The sequence below is a fragment of the Chitinophaga sedimenti genome, from assembly GCF_023156195.1.
Lineage (GTDB): Bacteria > Bacteroidota > Bacteroidia > Chitinophagales > Chitinophagaceae > Chitinophaga > Chitinophaga sedimenti.
Window position 1 is genome coordinate 3939295 of sequence record NZ_JAKUKA010000001.1, and the last position, 16444, is coordinate 3955738.

Consider the following 16444-nt stretch of genomic DNA (forward strand, 5'->3'; position numbering starts at 1 on the left):
CCACCGCTTCCCCTATGGCATTGCCCCTTCTTTTTTCCATTCTTAACAAGTTTTCCCACGTTTATGGAATTTCCCGATAAGTTAACGCTTTATCCCTTTATTTGCACCCGGCTTGCACCCAACCATTATTTAAATTGCTATGCCTGCCAATCAACCACGAACAAAATCAAACAATCATTAATACCAGATCAAACATGCATCTAAAGGGCAGATTTGTGAAGGCCGTTACCGGAGTATTATGCGCTACCTGCATATTTACGGTAAACGCCGAAGCACAAAGAAAAAAGAAACAGGAAGAAAAGCCTTCCGCTCCCGCACAAACCGCTCCGCGAAGGGATTCTACAGTACGACCTATGATGGGCCCCGGTAATGCCGGCGCTCCTCCCAAAGCAGCTCCCAAAAAGTTTGGCGAGTTCATCACAGCGAAAGCAGTTGCCGACTCCGGCCTGTTCAACGTCTACAAACAAGACGACCGCTTCATGTTCGAAATCCCCGACGCCCTGCTCGGCCGCGATATTCTCGTGGTGAACAGGGTTACCCGTGCCGCAGCCGATGGCCGCGCAGGCATGAGCGGTTACGCCGGCGACCAGATCAACGAAAACGTGATCCGCTTCGAAAAAGGTCCCAACAACCGCATCTTCCTCAAGAATATTTCCTTCTCCGAAAGGTCGAAAGACAGTTCCATGCCAATGTACACCGCAGTGATGAACTCGAACCTGCAACCCATCGTTGCTTCGTTCGACATCAAAGCGTTTTCTAAAGGCAACAATGGTTCCATCATCGATATGACGGAATACATCGCCGGTGATAACGATATCCTGTTCTTCGACTCCCGCATGAAAAATTCTTTCAGACTGGGTAGTGTGCAACAAGATAAATCGTACATCGTAGACGTGAAATCGTACCCGATGAATACGGAAATCCGCACCGTGAAAACGTACGGCAAATCCGGCGGCGCAGCTATGCCCGGCATGCCTCCCGCTGGCGGCGGCGCAGCTACCCTGGAGCTCAACAGCTCTATCGTACTGCTTCCTGCCAAACCTATGGAGCCGCGCTACTTCGATCCCCGCGTAGGTTACTTCGCTACCGGTTATACCGACTTCGACGCAGATCCGCAAGGCGTGAAAAGAATCGCCATGATTACGCGCTGGAGACTCGAACCTAAAGACGAAGACCGTGCAAAATGGTTGAAAGGCGAACTGGTAGAACCTAAAAAGCCGATCATCTATTATATCGATCCCGCTACGCCTAAAAAGTGGATACCCTACCTGATTGCCGGCGTTAACGACTGGCAGGTGGCCTTCGAGCAGGCCGGTTTCAAAAACGCTATCGTAGCTAAACTGGCGCCGACCAAAGCAGAAGATTCTACCTGGAGCCTCGAGGACGCCCGCTACTCTGCGATCGTTTACAAACCTTCCGATGTTCCAAACGCCAGCGGTCCTCACGTACATGATCCCCGCTCCGGCGAAATCCTCGAAACGCACATCAACTGGTACCACAACGTTATGCACCTGCTGCGTAACTGGTACATGGTACAGGCGTCTCCAAACGATCCCCGCGCACGCTCACTGCAGTTCAGCGATGAGCTGATGGGTGAACTGATCCGCTTTGTATCCAGCCACGAAGTAGGCCACACCCTGGGTCTGCGCCACAACTTCGGCTCCAGCTCCGCTTTCCCTGTTGAAAAACTGCGTGATAAGGAATGGGTAAAAGCAAACGGCCACGCTCCTTCCATCATGGACTACGCGCGCTTTAACTACGTGGCGCAACCTGGCGACGGTATCGTTGGCGCCGATCTGTATCCCCGTATCAACTTCTACGATAAATGGGCCATCGAGTGGGGCTATAAGGTAGTTCCCGGCGCCAAAACCGCAGAAGAAGAAACACCGATCCTGAACCAATGGGTGATTAACCGCCTGAAGGACAAAAAATACTGGTTCGGTACTGAAAGCAACCCGGACGACCCGCGTTCCCAGAACGAAGACCTCGGCGACAACGCGATGAAAGCCGGTGCTTATGGTATCAAAAACCTGCAGTACATCATCCCGAACCTGCTTACCTGGACGAAAGCACCTAATGAAGGTTATGCAGACCTGAACGAAGTGTACAACGAAGTGGTAGGTCAGTTCTTCCGCTACATGGGCCACGCGGCAAAAAACATCGCCGGTGTGTACGAAACGCCTAAAACTTCCGAGCAGCCTGGCGCCGTGTACGAAATCGTACCGAAAGCCACGCAGAAAGAAGCAGTAGCCTTCCTGCAGGCGCAGCTGTTCACCACGCCTAAATGGTTGATCAACACAGATATCCTGAGCCGCATCAACGGTAACGCAGCCACCATCATCGGCCAGCGCCGGGAACTGATCCTCAACAGGCTGTTGAGCACTACCACCCTGAACAAACTGGTAAATGCACAAACCAACTACGGCGCCAAAGCGTACCCGATCGACGAGTACCTGAACGACCTGAAACGCGGAATCTTCAAAGAGGTTGCTGCCGGACAGAAAATCGATGTATACCGTCGTAACCTGCAGAAAATGTACGTAACGTACGCCATCAACGTGATCAAACCGCCGGTAAGCACTGCTTCCGCAGGTCAGATGATGATGGGTGGCCCCGCTCCTATCAATCCTGAGAAAAGCGACATCTCCAGCGTTGGCCGTGCTCACCTGATCGCCCTCCGCAGCGAACTGCGCGCAGGTGCAGGTAACGGTGATGCGATGAGCCGCTACCACATACAGGACCTGATCGAGCGTATCAACGTTGCGCTGGATCCTAAATCCTAGTAAGGTTTCAACATAATTGTAGAAGAGGGCTGGCCTGCGGGTCGGCCCTTTTTCTTTTGCGACCGGCTTTGATATCTTTCTTCAGCCGCCGTTGAAAGCATGGTGGAGAGGTAGAGAAGAAAGTGAAGATCATACAGTTGACTGTCAGCCACGAAACCGGTACTTGCAAGGCGCAATCACGATATGAAAATCCTTGCCTTTGCCGTACTCCCCATCCAGGTGCATATCCAGCGGCGCGGGAGAGGCGATGCGAATACTGTGCGTGCGCAGGGAGGAAATGAACGGCACCGTTTCGTGGTGGCCGAGCCGCACTCTTCGCAGGTTAAACAGCCGGTCGCGCAGGGTAGTTTCGCGGAAGAACGTCACGTCCAGTTTGGTATCGGCCAGGTCGGCCTCCGGCGCTACGTGAAAGCCGCCGCCATACGACACGCCATTTGCGATCGTGATCATGAAGTAATAGCCATTAAAGGCCGAGGTATCGGTGGTCACGCTCAGGTATCGCTCTTTATAAGAAAACAACAACGGCAGCACTTTGGCAATGTACGCCAACCGGCCGGACAGCCAGCTGCCCTTCTTCATCATTTTCACTACCCGCCCGTCGAACCCAAGTCCTACGCCATTCAAAAAAATGCGATCGTTGCAAACACCCGCATCCAGCCAGCGTACCTTGCCTTCGATGGCCAGGCGCAATTGCTCCCCGGACCCAGCCGTGCACCATGCAGGGCATAGGCAAAGTCATTACCATTGCCTGCGCTGATCAGACTTATCGGGATGATGATATCGCGGAAGTGGTTGGCCACGTAGTTGAGCGTACCATCGCCGCCAATGACCATCAGATCGGTGAAGGTGCCCAGTGAAGCGGGTAATTCCCGGTCGAACACCGTGTACAGTATGCCTTGCTGTTCAAATGTATGACGCACCTGCTGCAATAAGCCGTACATCGCGCCGGAACCGGCAGCGGGATTGCCATAAATGGCGAAGTTGCGGGGATTCGTGTCTGGCGTAAACATGGGGGAAACGGGGCTGCCTGTTAAAGTTAAGGATAAATTCACTAATATAGCTGCCGAATCAAGCCTCCAATGTGAAAGAACGTAACAACACCAATAAGATAACGATCTACGACATCGCGAATGCGCTTAACCTCTCCGCTTCCACGGTATCGAGAGCTTTGCAGAACAATCCCCTGATCAACGAGGAAACGAGGGAAAAGGTGCAGCTGATGGCTGCTGAAATGGGTTACGTACCCAACTGGATCGCCTCCAGCCTGCGTAAAAAGCGGTCGAACATCATAGGCCTCATTGTGCCCCGCACTTCCATGTACTTCCAGTCACAGGCTATCAGCGGCATCCAGCATGCCGCCCATAAATACGGTTTTAGCATCGTGATTGGCCAATCTGACGAAACCGTTGCCATGGAAAAGGAACTGGTGCACACCTTCTACTCTTTGAGGGTAGACGGATTGCTTGCCGTATCCTCGATGTTTACCACCAACTTCGACCACTTTAATCCTTTTATCAAGAATAACATCCCCCTGGTATTTTATGACCGGGTGCCGGAAGATTTTTCGGGCTACACAATTACCGGCGACGATTTCAAAGGCGGCTTCACGGCCACCGAACATCTTATTCAGCAGGGTTGCAAACGGATCGCGCACTTCTCGGGTCAGCTCACGTGTAACCTTTACCAGCAAAGGCTTGCCGGCTACAAGTCTGCCCTTGAAAAATACAACATCCCGTTTAATGATCAACTGGTTTACACCCACAACCTTACCCTGGACGCGGCGCTGCAGGCCAGCAAAGAAATACTTTCCGGCGACCAGGTGCCGGACGGCCTCTTTTCCGCCAACGACATGTCGGCCGTAGGCTTCATACAGGAAGCCCGCCGCCGCAACATTGCGGTACCCGAGCAAATCAAGGTAGTGGGTTATTCGAATGACCTGTCGTCGCGCATTATCAGCCCCTCACTCACTACAGTTGAACAGTCGGGTTACAAAATGGGCGAAAAGGCCATAGAAACCCTGGTACAGCTTATTAACAAGGACGAGAAGACCAGGATCACTAAAAACTACGTATTTGAAGTAGAATTGATCCAACGGGACTCTACCCGCAAATAACGGTTCAACTGTAACATTTTGGTACAGAAGGCCGTCTGATAGTAAAGCCTACAATATACATTATGAAACCTTTTTCACTCCTGTGCCTGGCCGCGGCAGCATGCCTGATAAGCGCCTGTTCGCAAACCATGCACTTCTATGTTCCCAGTGCCGTGAATGCCCCGCTCCTCAAAGAACAACATGATGTGCGCGGACTCGTATCCCTCAACTCGGCCCAGATTGCCTATGCGCCCACCGACCACTTCGGCGTAATGGTCAACGGCCAGTTCGTATACAATCGCGACTGGTATTATGGCGGCGCTGACGACTACCGTGACTATTCCGGCGACGAAGACGTGGTAGACCGCGACGTACGTGGCGGTACCGTAGAAATGGGCGCCGGTTATTTCACTACACTGGACAGTAAAAAGCGGGCGGTATTTGAGATATACGGCGGTGTTGGTACCGGGAAATTCCGGACGCTGGACGATAACTATTACCAACTCATGGATGATAACGTGTCTAAAAAAGATTTCGCCATCAGCACCCGGCTAACCAAGTTTTTGTGCAACCGTCTATTGGTCTTTCGCATAAAGTGATCGATGTGGCCTTTACCCCGCGCTTTACCCTGGCACGCTTTCACAGCATGAGTTATGGCGCGCGCGCACTGGAAAACGAACCAGGCCGCATGGCGGACGTTCGTTCGCTGGAAAACAGCTGGATACCTTTTATGGAACCGACTGTTACCTTTCGCGTTGGCTACAAGTATATAAAGTACAGCATGCAGCTGACCATCTCGCAGGCGCTGCGCGATGAGTATTACTCAGAGACCAACGTATCCGATTACTTCCAACGTGCGGCCTTCAATGTGGGCGCTTCCTTCAACTTCGGCCGCTGGCTGAACGAATCCAGACGATAAACATTTCGCATATGAAACAACGCTTCTCCAGTTGCCTGTTAGCCGGTATGGCTTTATTCAGCGCCTGTTCGGACACCATGCATGTTTATGTACCCAACACCGTGAACGCCCCGTTGCTGCAGGAAAAAATGAAGTAAAAGGCAGCCTGTCCCTCAGCAACTACCGGGTAGCTTACGGCGTTACAGATCATTTTGGGTTGATGGCGAACGGGCAATACCTCGTACGTCCCGTGAATTCCCAGAACAGCAAGGGCGACCAGGGCATTTACGATGCAGACGCCCGTGGCGGCCTGTTCGAAGTGGGCGCCGGTTATTTTAATCGCTTTGGCCGGTCCCGCAGCAAGTCCAAAGTATTTGAAGTGTATGGCGGTTATGGCCGCGGAGGATTCCGCACCACCGCTTATAACTTTTATTTCGCCCCGGATTCCGGCACGAATAACCGCCGCGATTATCGCGTGTCCAGCAAATTTGACAAGTTTTTTGTGCAACCGGGCTTCGGGATCACACATAAAGTAGTAGAGTTTTCAGTCGCGAGCCGTTTCTCACTGCTGCATTTCAACGACATCGGCTTTGCCAGCAAAGCCACGGAGGACGATCAATTTGAAAGAGAGCAGCTGATGCGCTTCGACAATAAATGGGTAGGCACCTGGGAACCCGCAGTCACCTTCAAAGTTGGCTACAAGTATGTCCGCTTTATGACCCAGCTTTCCTTCTGTGTGCCGTTCGACAGACTGCCGGATGCAGATGGTTCCGTGGATAATGACTATGGTTACTATTTCCAGCCGGTATCCGTGAATCTCGGCGTGGCGTTTAATTTTGCGAAGTGGCTGAATGATGTTCGGTAAATGAACAAACTAATCACGCTATAAATGGAAGAGACCATCCCGTCCCGGATGGCCTCCTTCGTATAGTCAGTTATCGCTTACCCTATTTTAATGGCTACAGCGTGCTTAAAAGCCTGTTTACGGGCACTTGCCGGCAGGGATACCGTCACCTGGTCGCCGGCAGCTTTCCATGACAGGTTGCCTTTACTCCCCAGCAAGCCAAGTTTCGTACCTTTCTTCACGTTCACGCCTTTGAAGCTGATCTTAGCCGGCAGCTCCTCGTTTTCATCCAGCTGGTAGATGGCATAGATGGCGCCATTATTTTTCTTCTGCGTGAAACATACCTTCCCGTCTTTGTACGGCGCTACGGCACGGGTACCGTAAATCGCATCACCATTGGTTTTCATCCAGGCGCCCAGTTGCTCCATGGTAGTGTAAGCCGCATCGTGCCATTCACCGTCCGGGCCGGGGCCTACATTCAGCAGGTAGTTGCCGCCTTTGGCCACAATATCCACCAGGTTATGAATCAGCGTGTTTACCGGTTTGTATACATCGTTGGGGACATATGACCAGGAAGCTCCCATGGTCATACAGGTTTCCCAGGGATAGTCCAGCGGCTTGTCGGGGATCTGCTGCTCGGGTGTACGGTAGTTCTCGTACGGACCGTGCACGCTGCGATCTACCACGATGAGCCCCGGTTGCTTCTGGCGCGCCATTTTAGTGATGCCTGCCATATCAATATCCTGGTCCTGCGCCGGTGTTTTGTTCCACGACAAGGATTCTTTGTTATGCGCATTCAGCGGGCGTACCCAGCCACCGTCCAGCCACAGGATCTCTACCTTGCCGTAGTCGCTCATCAACTCCTGTATCTGGTTGTAGGTAAAGTCTTTGAACTGTTTCCACCTTTCAGGATACTTCGCGATCTCGTAGTTAACGTTCCTGTCTTTTGGCGGAAAGTAAGGCCACCAGTAGTACTCGGTATGCCAGTCCGGTTTGGAATAGTAGGCGCCGATGTGGATGCCTTCGTTACGGAAAGCGGTAAACACCTCCTTGGTTACGTTGGCGCGCGGGTTCTTGCTGAAAGGCACGTTTGCCGCGGTAACGCGATAGTCTGTCTGTTTTGTATCGAACATACAGAAACCATCGTGGTGTTTGGTAGTGAAGATCATGTATTGCATACCCGCGCCTTTGGCCGCTTTCGCCCATCTTTCAGGATTAAAGCGCGACGGGTTGAAGGTGCTGGCGAGCGCTTCATATTTCTTTACATATTCGTAGTAGGGAATACCGGCCGGGCTGCGTTGTGTCCAGCCTTCATCTTCGGGACAAAGACTCGAGGACTCCACAATGCCCCATTGGGAATACGTGCCCCAGTGCATGATAAGGCCCAACTTCCAGTCCTGCCACTCTTCGAGTTTCTGCGCGGCGGCGGGGTCTTTTTCCGGCACATAGCCAATTGGCTCCTGTGCCTTCACGCCGGCAAGGGATAGCAGGCCGAAGCAGCCAGCCATTAAAAATGTTTTGATCATCGTTTTCATGTTCTACTGTTTATCCGTGTCCCACAGGGTGTACACCTTCAGGCCGTCCCTTACCTGCTGCAGGCTTTTGTTGGTGGTGAGTTTCACTGTTTTTTCTCATCCGGGACCATATCGAAATAGTTGTCGCCAAAGTGCGATGTGTTGTCGCTGTCCGGGAACAGGAAAACGTTTTTCGCGAGCTTTGTGGTGTGCAGCGTTACACTGATCACCCCGTTGCTTTCGCTTACTTCGGTGCGGATGCACGGATCTGCAAGCGCCAGCGATTTCGGTTTGGCAAAGTAAAATACATTATCGCCTGCAAACTGGCCGTTCTTTAACAATTTCGTGTAGAATATTACCCGGGAAGTGTCTGCGTCCTTCAACAATGCGGTTACCGCAATGCTATGTTGTACCGCACTGCTGTTCGCTTTCGCAGTGATGTTCGTTTTCTGTTCCACAACACTTTGCCGCCGAGGTCCATCAGCGTGGCTTCCAGTTGTAGCTTTTCTTCTTTCAGTTGATCCGATACCACGTAAGTATTCAGCTGCCCTTTTTCTATCACGTTTGATACCGTTACCTGTTCAAACGCCTTCTTTGCAAAATAATGCAACGCTTTCCAGCGGCCGTAATAATCGATGCCCGACCAGGATGCCGCCGGCCAACAATCGTTTACCTGCCAGTACAAAGTACCCATACAATACGGCATAGCCCTGCGATGCGCTTCAATCGCTATTTTAATCCCTTCTGCCTGCAATACGTGGTTTACATATAAGAAAGATGCAAAGCTCGCCGGCTCCTTGTAATAATACAACATATAAGTGCGGATCGCCGCATTGCCGCGCGTGGTGCTGCGCTGATGCGCCTGCATCACAAAGGAGTTAATATTGTAATCGCTTTCATTCGCAAACCGGCGCACGCTGTGCAGGTCGGGGAACGACTGAAAACCATATTCGCTCATAAAGCGCGGGATCTTTGTCTGGAATGCTTCAAACCATTCCATACCATGCCATACGCCCCAGTAATGATTATCACCTTTGGTAAAATCTTCAGGCTTGCCCCAGTTGCTGATGGGGAAGACGGGAAGTAGAACCGTTCCGGATCGTTGGTGGTTACCGCTGCGGGTAATACTTCTTTAAAGAGTTGATCGTAGCCTTTCAGCAGTTTGTTCCAGTTTTCATCGGTATATCCGTAACTGTCTTTCCAACCCCAGTTATTGATCGCCACACCAATTTCGTTATTACCACACCACAACGCCAGCGAAGCATGCGGACGCAAACGCTGAATATTGTATGTCGCTTCTTCTTTTACCTGCTGCAGAAAATCGCTATCCGAAGGATAGAGCGAGCAGGCGAACATGAAGTCCTGCCACACCAGGATGCCGTTTTCATCGGCGAGATCGTAGAAGATATCGTTCTCATAAATGCCCCCGCCCCACACGCGCACCATATTGAAATTTGCTTCTTTCATATCGGCGAACAGCTTGTGATAACGGGCATCGGTCACGCGCGGCAGGAAGTTGTCCTGCGGAATATAGTTGGCGCCTTTCATAAACACGGGCACACCGTTTACTTTCACGAAAAAGCTCTCGCCCTGCGCATCGGGCTTGTTCACCACTTCCAGCGTGCGCAGGCCTATACGTTGAGTTTGGGTAGACAAGGTGTCTTTACCCTCCAGCAAACTTACCTGTACATTGTACAGCTTTTGTGTGCCTAACCCATTCGGCCACCAGCGCTGCGGGCTGGCAATATCAAACGGCAGGTTTACGGGGTGTTTACCGGCAGCCAGGTCCAGGTCGATGGATTTATCTTTAAACGCGTTGTCCGGACTGTGCACCACGAAACGGAATTTACCGCCTTGCTGTACATCAATCGTGGCTGTGGCGGACAGCGATGCCTTTTATCATTCAGCTGCAATTGCTTTACCCACAAGGTTTCCTGCACCGCTTTGCCGTGCGCCTCCAGGTAAATGGGCCGCCAGATGCCGGCGGTCACAAAGCGTGGGCCCCAGTCCCAACCGTAGTGGTAGGGCGCTTTGCGGGCGTATACGCTTAACGGAATATCCATTTGGTCGTTACCGGCGGGATATAGAAATCCATCGCGTAAAAACTTCGGCATGTCGTGTTTAATCGCACTTTTAAATACGATGCGGATCCTGTTATTACCCGCCCTCAACAACTGCTTTACGGCCACTTTGCGGGCCACGAACATGTTCTGCGATTGTAATACCGGCTGATCGTTGACGAATACTTCTGCGTAGGTGTCCAGCCCCTCCGCCACCAGGTCAACACCGGTTTGGGCAACGGTTTCGGCAGATATGTTCACGGTAGTGCGATATTCCCAGTCGAGTTTATCGAGCCATTGCAATCCCTTTTCATTCGTACCGAAATAAGGATCAGGAATCTGTTTATTGGCAATAAGATCAGTATGTACACTACCCGGCACAGTGGCTGGCAGCCATTTTTGATCATCGAGGCGACGGAATTCCCAGCCGCTTTGTAATGGGATGCGCTGCGTCTGCGCGAGGAGGGTGTTCACTGTCCCTGTCATCAAAAAGATCAAAACCGCCGATCTGATCAAAATAAGCCTGCTCTTCATGGAAAATCTTTGCATAAAAATGGTCAAATAATCCCTGGTAGCCAAATTTGGAGGATATTTGTGGTATGAAAAGTATTTTCCAGCAGATACTCCGCTACCTCTATATCGGCAAAAAAGATCCGAGCGCGCCCAAAACGCGTTACACCGCCATGATGCATGGCATGAACCGGATTTCCATCCTGTTGTTTTTGGTGGCGCTGGTGATTGTGATTGTACGGTTGATCAGGCGGCATTAACAGGGGAATAAAGCAACAGCCGCCGAAGTGAGTGACCTTTAGGTTTGTGAAAAGAAACAAAAGAGAAGATATTATTACTATTACTACTATAACTTTTTCTTTTTTGGTTCTTTTTTCTTTTTGTGAATTAACACGCAGATTGTGGATAACTGTAAGGTCAACCGGACTACGGCAGGCACTTTTAGAGTGACAAGGGTAAAACCCAGGTTGTGTTTTAATCCTGCCGTAGCCTGGTTTGAACAAAACCCAAATAGAAAATAAACGTAGAGCTTATTAAAGGTCTAGGGAAAGTTCAAACTGGTTGATCTCACTGGCTTTATTCATGGATCTTCGCGGGTCCCCAAAAGAAACAAAACCAATGAGTGTAAAATTCGTTCATTTTGCCGGAATAGATGTATCCAAGAGCAAAATAGATATCTGTGTGCTGCTGTCAGGTGATGTAAAGTACCCCTACAGCAACTGCTTTGAACAAAGCAATAAAGGATTTGCTGACATGAAAAAGTGGCTTCGCAGTCTGATGGGCAACGCTATCAAAAAGTTATTGATCTGTATTGAGAATACAGGGCATTATAATGAGGCCGTTGTTCATTACCGGACAGCCAGCAAATAGCCGTGAGTCTGGAAAATGCCGCTAATATCAAAAGGAGCATCCGCGATATCCGTAAGAAAAGCGATCCCAAAGATGCATTAGACATCGCTCGTTATGCTAAGCATCATAGTGATGAGTTGCAGCTATGGAAAAAACCCATATCAGTAATCACCACACTTAAGCAACTACTGGCACAGCGTCGGAGATTACTGAGTGTATTAAAGGCCCTCAAACAGCCATTGGAAGAGAAAGCCTTCTATGACTGGAGTGGCGTTCCTAAAACCACAGCATACACAGCGGGCATACAGGGCCTTGAACTCGATCTTAAACGAATCAATGAGGACATCGCCCAACTGGTTAAGGAGGACGCCCAAATGCGCCGTCAGGTCAGCTTGATCACCAGCGTTCCTTCTGTAGGGCCTATCACCGCTTATCACCTCATCTGCTACACCGATGGATTTAAGCAAGTGAAATCGGGCAAACAGCTAGGTAGTTATTGTGGCGTTGTTCCATTTGAACGACGAAGCGGCAGCAGCGTGCGAAAGCCTGCCAGGGTCAGTCATTTAGCTAATAGAGTGCTTAAAAGCCTCCTGCACATGTGTGCCCTGACAGCCACCAAAATGAAAAACAGCTTTGGGGATTATTTTCGGAGAAAAATAGCCGAAGGAAAACACAAGATGCTTGTTATAAACGCTTTAAGAAACAAAATCGTCCTAACTATAACAGCCGTTGTACAAAAACAGACGAGGTTCGATAAAAATTATATCTACCAAAATTTGCAAAAACCATAGAAAACACAGCGGCGGCTGAAAAGTATTACTACTGTTAAGTTCAATATTACTTCAACATTCCCTCAATCGCCTCCGCCGCCCGGCGCGAAGCATTGCCCTCGCCCAGCAAGGTCCACAGCGCTGCGTAGTCCGCCTTCATTTGTTGTTGTTTGTGCTCGTCTTTCAGCAGCAGCGTTAATTCCCTGAGCAGGTTTTCTTCAGTGAGGTCGTGCTGGATCAGCTCCTTCACCACGGGTTTATCCATGATGAGGTTTACCAGCGAAATGTATTTTACTTTGATGAGGCGCCTGGCCACAAAGTAGGATATGGAACTGCCTTTGTAACATACTACCTCCGGCACCCCGAACAGCGCGGTTTCCAGTGTGGCGGTGCCCGAAGTGACCAGGGCTGCGCGGGACTGCATCAGCAGGGAATAAGTCTGGCCTTTTACAAGCGACACGTTCGGGTACGCGGCTACAAAGCTGTTGATAAATGCATCGTCGAGACTCGGGGCCTGTGCCACCACGAACTGGTACTCGGGAAAGTAGCGCGCCATGGTGAGCATGATCGGCAGTTTCATTTTTACTTCCTGTTTGCGGCTGCCGGGCAGCAGGGCAATTACAGGTTTGTCGGAAAACGGCTTGGCCGGCGGCTGCTGGCGGGCTTCTTTCACCACCTCGATTAGCGGATGGCCCACGTATTCCACTTCATACTGCCATTTATCGCGGTAATAATCTTTTTCAAAAGGAAGAATGACCAGCATCTTGTCTACGGTCTGCCGGATCTTTTTCACGCGACCTTCTTTCCATGCCCATACCTGCGGAGAGATATAGAAAGCCACTTTGATCCCCTGCTCTTTGGCCCATTCAGCAATGCGCAGGTTAAAACCGGGATAGTCGATCAATACGAGAATATCCGGCTTGTAAGCCAGGATATCGTTTTTGCAGAAGTCCAGGTTTTTAAGAATCGTACGCAGGTTCATCGCTACTTCGATGAAGCCCATAAAGGCGAGCTCGCGGTAGTGTTTCACCACTTTGCCACCCGCCTGTTCCATCATATCGCCGCCCCAGCAACGAATATCGGCAGCATTATCCAACTGCTTCAATTGTTTGATGAGGTTACTGCCATGCAAATCTCCCGAAGCCTCACCGGCGATAATGTAGTATTTCATGCTGCTGATCCTTTCCTAAAAAATGAGTTTGAGCAGCAAGATAACGATTGCGTACAACATGGTAACGAGGAAAATACCTTTGGCGGTAACGTCGCGTCGCTTGCGGGTATACAGGTAAAACACCACGCCGTTCAGCAATAACGATATACTGATGAACTTCGGCAGCAAAAAGCGGTTGGCGCCAAGCAGCCGGAAAAACTCGGTAAACGATATACCCTTGGGGGCAAAAGCCAGTGCATAATACAGCAGCATGCCCACTACGGGGGTAAGGAGGCCGAGGACGACACCCAGTATCAGGTTGTCGCGTTTCAGGATGGTATTGATGGGATTATTGGTCAGCATTTCCATTCGGATATGAGTTGTTGCTTTAGTTTATAGTCGGTTAAATCGTACTGCACCGGCACCAGCGACGAATACCCGTTCTCCAGCGCCCACACATCCGTATCTTCGCCATTGTCCAGGTTACGGAACTCGCCCGTAAGCCAGTAATATTTTTTGCTATGCGGATCTATTCTTTCTTCAAACTCCTCTACCCATTTGGCATTTGCCTGACGGCAGATGCGGAGACCTTTATAATCCTGGCTGTCTATCACCGGTATATTCACATTGAATAACGTTCCTTCGGGAAGTTTGGTATTGATCATCTTTGCCGTCACTTCATGCGCTACCTGTTGCGGCAGCGTAAAATCGGCATCGTAGCGGTAATCAAGATAAGAAAACCCGACTGAGGGCACACCTTCCAAAGCTGCTTCCATAGCGGCAGACATGGTACCGGAGTAAATAATATTAATCGAATGATTGGCGCCGTGGTTGATGCCGCTTACGCAGATGTCCGGCCGGCGGTGCAGTATTTTCGCACGGGCCAGTTTTACACAATCTACGGGTGTGCCGGAGCACTGCCAGGCTTCAATGCCTTCGAACAGGTCTACCTGGTCCAGGCGCAACGGCGTACCGATAGTAATAGCGTGACCTTTGCCCGACTGGGGACTGTCCGGCGCTACCACCACTACCCTGCCAAGGGATTTCACTGCATTTACCAGCGCCCGGATGCCGGGGGCGGTAATACCATCATCGTTGGTGACTAATATGGTTATTTCCTCTTTCACGATCGCTATCAGGGTTTAGACAACAAATTTAACCTCCGTGGGCTAGAATCGGAAATAATAAATGTTAAATAAAAAAATATTGTGTAATAAGATGAAAAAAGGGCAGAGAGCTGAAATATCGCCTGCTGCCCCTGTTATTTCTTATACGTAATTATTAAAGGTCTGCCCTGCTCAGTTTACGGGAAGTGAAGTAAGTAAGGAGCGCAATAAAGACCAGTGTGGCGATGATGTATACGGATGAACCGTACAGCGACACATTACGCGCCGCTTTGCCGAGAATGGTCGGGAAAGGGATCAATTCATCGGTAGCCTGCATGGGCATCAGCGTGATCAGTGAAATATCGTAACGTTTGCCCAGGAACACCAGCATCTGCTCGCCGCCCATAACGTAGGCCATAAAAATTACGATAGTGAAACCGGCGCGTTTGATCAGTACGCCAAGCAGCAGGGCCAGCGAAAGCACCAGCAGGGTCTGACCGAAGAAATACCACATGTAGGAAAAATCTTCGAAAGAAATGCTGTTCTGACCATACATCAACCCGAGAATAAGACCGAAGATCACCGCGCAAACCAGCGAGAATACGCTCAGCGCTACCACCCAGAACAATTTCGAGATGATAAAATCCCTTCTTGACCAGCCATCGATGATATTCTGGCGGTGGGTTTTAAACGTAAACTCGTTGGTAACAAGAATAATGACCAGGAACCCGGGGAATATAATGGCGTAATTCCCAAAGATGGCCATCATTTGCCATACCGTAGGAAAGTCGTACACACTGGTAATAAAACCTTTGGATTGCTTCACCATTTCGCCGGTAATTTCAGCAGCGCCGAAGTTCACCCCGAAAAAGGAAACGAACGTTAGTCCGATAAGGACCCAGAAGGTGCGGTAACTTTTTACCTTTAACCATTCTGTTCTGAAAATATGTAACATAGTGATTAGGCTTTGGTGATTTCGAAGAACGCTGCTTCCAGGCTTTTCTTACGGATGATGAGATGGTTGAGCTTCACGCCTTTTTCGAAGCACCAGGCGTTTATATCTTCGGCGGTAGTGCCGTTATTAAAGCTCACCTGCAAAAACTCCTTGCCGGCTACAATATTCGCCAGGTCCGGGTGCGCGGCAATCACCGACTGCAAATGTTCCAGGTTGGCAGCGCCTACTTCTATGAAGTCTTCGCGGCTGATCACTTCATTTACCGCACCGGACATCAGCAGTTTTCCTTTCATGATGATGGCTACGTGGTCGCAAACCTTCTCTACTTCATCGAGTAAATGGCTGGCCATGATCACGGTTTTACCCGCGGCCGCCAGCGACTTGATCAGGTTACGTACTTCGGCAATCCCTTCGGGATCCAGTCCGTTGGTAGGCTCGTCCAGCACCAGTACGCCGGGGTCGCCAAGCAGCGCGGCGGCAATAGCCAGGCGTTGCTTCATACCCAGTGAAAAGGTTTTGAACTTGGAATGCTGACGCTCCAGGAGGCCGGCTATTTTGAGCACACGGGGAATATCCTCTTCACTGTGGCCTTTGATGGCGGCGGCGATGCGGAGATTCTCGTAAGCAGAGAGATAATGGTAAAAGTTAGGCGTCTCGAGCAGGGTACCCATTTTTTGCGGGCATCAGAGTTGGGTTCGCCGTCAAACAAGGTAAAAGTGCCGCTGTCGGCATTCAGGATGTTGGTCACAATGCCGAGCAGGGTGGTTTTACCACTACCGTTCGGACCAAGGATACCAAACACGCTGCCCGCCGGCACGTCGAACGACACGCCGTTCAATGCCTGTATGCGGCCGTAGCTTTTGGAGATGTTGTGAAGGGATAGAATTGACACAGTGATTTAATTTTAGATAAA

Annotated in this window: 21 protein-coding genes; 8 read left to right on the forward strand and 13 right to left on the reverse strand. The window is 50.5% G+C overall.

Going from position 1 to position 16444, the window contains the following annotated elements; all coding sequences use genetic code 11:
- The first annotated feature begins 215 nt into the window (after window positions 1-215).
- Window positions 216-2783 carry a zinc-dependent metalloprotease gene (locus MKQ70_RS22415; RefSeq protein ID WP_248074485.1) on the forward strand — a complete coding sequence of 856 codons (2568 nt, stop codon included), beginning with the start codon at window positions 216-218 and terminating at the stop codon, window positions 2781-2783.
- A gap of 144 nt (window positions 2784-2927) precedes the next feature.
- On the opposite strand, the gene MKQ70_RS22420 is transcribed toward MKQ70_RS22415, so the two are convergent.
- Together MKQ70_RS22420 and MKQ70_RS22425 are read right to left on the reverse strand one after the other, a co-directional pair.
- Window positions 2928-3407, reverse strand: a complete 480-nt coding sequence (locus tag MKQ70_RS22420; RefSeq protein ID WP_248074486.1) for a diacylglycerol/lipid kinase family protein — start codon at window positions 3405-3407, stop codon at window positions 2928-2930.
- Window positions 3404-3793 carry a diacylglycerol kinase family protein gene (locus MKQ70_RS22425; RefSeq protein ID WP_248074487.1) on the reverse strand — a complete coding sequence of 130 codons (390 nt, stop codon included), beginning with the start codon at window positions 3791-3793 and terminating at the stop codon, window positions 3404-3406. Before MKQ70_RS22425 ends, MKQ70_RS22420 begins: the two co-directional genes overlap by 4 nt.
- A gap of 71 nt (window positions 3794-3864) precedes the next feature.
- On the opposite strand from MKQ70_RS22425, the gene MKQ70_RS22430 reads away from it, so the two are divergent.
- The 4 genes from MKQ70_RS22430 to MKQ70_RS22445 all read left to right on the forward strand — a co-directional run bounded on the left by MKQ70_RS22430 (window position 3865) and on the right by MKQ70_RS22445 (window position 6638).
- Complete coding sequence (locus MKQ70_RS22430) at window positions 3865-4896, forward strand: LacI family DNA-binding transcriptional regulator (protein WP_248074488.1); 1032 nt, start codon at window positions 3865-3867, stop codon at window positions 4894-4896.
- Between the two features lie 62 nt (window positions 4897-4958).
- Complete coding sequence (locus MKQ70_RS22435) at window positions 4959-5474, forward strand: hypothetical protein (protein WP_248074489.1); 516 nt, start codon at window positions 4959-4961, stop codon at window positions 5472-5474.
- Entirely contained in the window at window positions 5441-5794 is a 354-nt protein-coding gene (locus tag MKQ70_RS22440; RefSeq protein ID WP_248074490.1) for a hypothetical protein, read from the forward strand. Before MKQ70_RS22435 ends, MKQ70_RS22440 begins: the two co-directional genes overlap by 34 nt.
- A gap of 31 nt (window positions 5795-5825) precedes the next feature.
- Window positions 5826-6638, forward strand: coding sequence for a hypothetical protein (locus tag MKQ70_RS22445; protein WP_248074491.1), 813 nt, complete (start codon window positions 5826-5828; stop codon window positions 6636-6638).
- 77 nt (window positions 6639-6715) lie between these two features.
- Here MKQ70_RS22445 and MKQ70_RS22450 read toward each other — a convergent pair whose 3' ends face one another.
- The 5 genes from MKQ70_RS22450 to MKQ70_RS22470 all read right to left on the reverse strand — a co-directional run bounded on the left by MKQ70_RS22450 (window position 6716) and on the right by MKQ70_RS22470 (window position 10665).
- A complete protein-coding gene (locus tag MKQ70_RS22450) occupies window positions 6716-8152 on the reverse strand; it encodes an alpha-L-fucosidase (RefSeq protein ID WP_248074492.1) in 1437 nt (478 codons plus the stop codon).
- A gap of 83 nt (window positions 8153-8235) precedes the next feature.
- Complete coding sequence (locus tag MKQ70_RS22455) at window positions 8236-8589, reverse strand: glycoside hydrolase family 2 protein (protein WP_248074493.1); 354 nt, start codon at window positions 8587-8589, stop codon at window positions 8236-8238.
- Window positions 8523-9089 carry a hypothetical protein gene (locus tag MKQ70_RS22460; protein WP_248074494.1) on the reverse strand — a complete coding sequence of 189 codons (567 nt, stop codon included), beginning with the start codon at window positions 9087-9089 and terminating at the stop codon, window positions 8523-8525. The genes MKQ70_RS22455 and MKQ70_RS22460 overlap by 67 nt, the downstream gene beginning before the upstream one ends.
- Window positions 9086-9967 carry a glycoside hydrolase family 2 protein gene (locus MKQ70_RS22465; protein ID WP_248074495.1) on the reverse strand — a complete coding sequence of 294 codons (882 nt, stop codon included), beginning with the start codon at window positions 9965-9967 and terminating at the stop codon, window positions 9086-9088. Before MKQ70_RS22465 ends, MKQ70_RS22460 begins: the two co-directional genes overlap by 4 nt.
- Window positions 9892-10665, reverse strand: a complete 774-nt coding sequence (locus tag MKQ70_RS22470; protein ID WP_248074496.1) for a glycosyl hydrolase 2 galactose-binding domain-containing protein — start codon at window positions 10663-10665, stop codon at window positions 9892-9894. The genes MKQ70_RS22465 and MKQ70_RS22470 overlap by 76 nt, the downstream gene beginning before the upstream one ends.
- 125 nt (window positions 10666-10790) lie before the next feature.
- Here MKQ70_RS22470 and MKQ70_RS22475 point away from each other — a divergent pair, with 125 nt between their 5' ends.
- From MKQ70_RS22475 to MKQ70_RS22485, 3 genes are all read left to right on the forward strand, one after another.
- Complete coding sequence (locus MKQ70_RS22475) at window positions 10791-10961, forward strand: DUF6728 family protein (RefSeq protein WP_248074497.1); 171 nt, start codon at window positions 10791-10793, stop codon at window positions 10959-10961.
- 358 nt (window positions 10962-11319) lie between these two features.
- Entirely contained in the window at window positions 11320-11571 is a 252-nt protein-coding gene (locus MKQ70_RS22480) for an IS110 family transposase (RefSeq protein ID WP_248074498.1), read from the forward strand.
- A gap of 2 nt (window positions 11572-11573) precedes the next feature.
- Complete coding sequence (locus MKQ70_RS22485; protein ID WP_248065901.1) at window positions 11574-12341, forward strand: transposase; 768 nt, start codon at window positions 11574-11576, stop codon at window positions 12339-12341.
- Between the two features lie 46 nt (window positions 12342-12387).
- Here the strand turns inward: MKQ70_RS22485 and lpxB are convergent, their stop codons facing one another.
- The 6 genes from lpxB to MKQ70_RS39255 all read right to left on the reverse strand — a co-directional run bounded on the left by lpxB (window position 12388) and on the right by MKQ70_RS39255 (window position 16423).
- Window positions 12388-13491, reverse strand: a complete 1104-nt coding sequence (lpxB, locus tag MKQ70_RS22490; RefSeq protein ID WP_248074499.1) for a lipid-A-disaccharide synthase — start codon at window positions 13489-13491, stop codon at window positions 12388-12390.
- A 15-nt stretch (window positions 13492-13506) separates the two neighbouring features.
- Window positions 13507-13839 carry a hypothetical protein gene (locus MKQ70_RS22495; protein WP_248074500.1) on the reverse strand — a complete coding sequence of 111 codons (333 nt, stop codon included), beginning with the start codon at window positions 13837-13839 and terminating at the stop codon, window positions 13507-13509.
- Window positions 13827-14597, reverse strand: a complete 771-nt coding sequence (gene surE, locus MKQ70_RS22500) for a 5'/3'-nucleotidase SurE (RefSeq protein ID WP_248074501.1) — start codon at window positions 14595-14597, stop codon at window positions 13827-13829. The genes MKQ70_RS22495 and surE overlap by 13 nt, the downstream gene beginning before the upstream one ends.
- A 154-nt stretch (window positions 14598-14751) precedes the next feature.
- Window positions 14752-15531 (reverse strand): ABC transporter permease, encoded by a 780-nt coding sequence (locus MKQ70_RS22505; RefSeq protein WP_248074502.1) that lies wholly within the window; start codon window positions 15529-15531, stop codon window positions 14752-14754.
- Window positions 15532-15536: 5 nt separating this feature from the next.
- Window positions 15537-16193 carry an ABC transporter ATP-binding protein gene (locus MKQ70_RS39250; RefSeq protein WP_372490136.1) on the reverse strand — a complete coding sequence of 219 codons (657 nt, stop codon included), beginning with the start codon at window positions 16191-16193 and terminating at the stop codon, window positions 15537-15539.
- Window positions 16082-16423 carry an ATP-binding cassette domain-containing protein gene (locus MKQ70_RS39255; RefSeq protein WP_372490019.1) on the reverse strand — a complete coding sequence of 114 codons (342 nt, stop codon included), beginning with the start codon at window positions 16421-16423 and terminating at the stop codon, window positions 16082-16084. Before MKQ70_RS39255 ends, MKQ70_RS39250 begins: the two co-directional genes overlap by 112 nt.
- Window positions 16424-16444: the final 21 nt, after the last annotated feature.

Coding starts and splice junctions, on each gene's coding strand:
- MKQ70_RS22425 (WP_248074487.1), bottom strand. CDS start 3,793: ATGTTTACGCCAGACACGAATCCCCGCAACTTCGCCATTTATGGCAAT.
- MKQ70_RS22435 (WP_248074489.1), top strand. CDS start 4,959: ATGAAACCTTTTTCACTCCTGTGCCTGGCCGCGGCAGCATGCCTGATA.
- MKQ70_RS22450 (WP_248074492.1), bottom strand. CDS start 8,152: ATGAAAACGATGATCAAAACATTTTTAATGGCTGGCTGCTTCGGCCTG.
- MKQ70_RS22460 (WP_248074494.1), bottom strand. CDS start 9,089: ATGAGCGAATATGGTTTTCAGTCGTTCCCCGACCTGCACAGCGTGCGC.
- MKQ70_RS22475 (WP_248074497.1), top strand. CDS start 10,791: ATGAAAAGTATTTTCCAGCAGATACTCCGCTACCTCTATATCGGCAAA.
- MKQ70_RS22480 (WP_248074498.1), top strand. CDS start 11,320: ATGAGTGTAAAATTCGTTCATTTTGCCGGAATAGATGTATCCAAGAGC.
- lpxB (WP_248074499.1), bottom strand. CDS start 13,491: ATGAAATACTACATTATCGCCGGTGAGGCTTCGGGAGATTTGCATGGC.
- MKQ70_RS22495 (WP_248074500.1), bottom strand. CDS start 13,839: ATGGAAATGCTGACCAATAATCCCATCAATACCATCCTGAAACGCGAC.
- MKQ70_RS22505 (WP_248074502.1), bottom strand. CDS start 15,531: ATGTTACATATTTTCAGAACAGAATGGTTAAAGGTAAAAAGTTACCGC.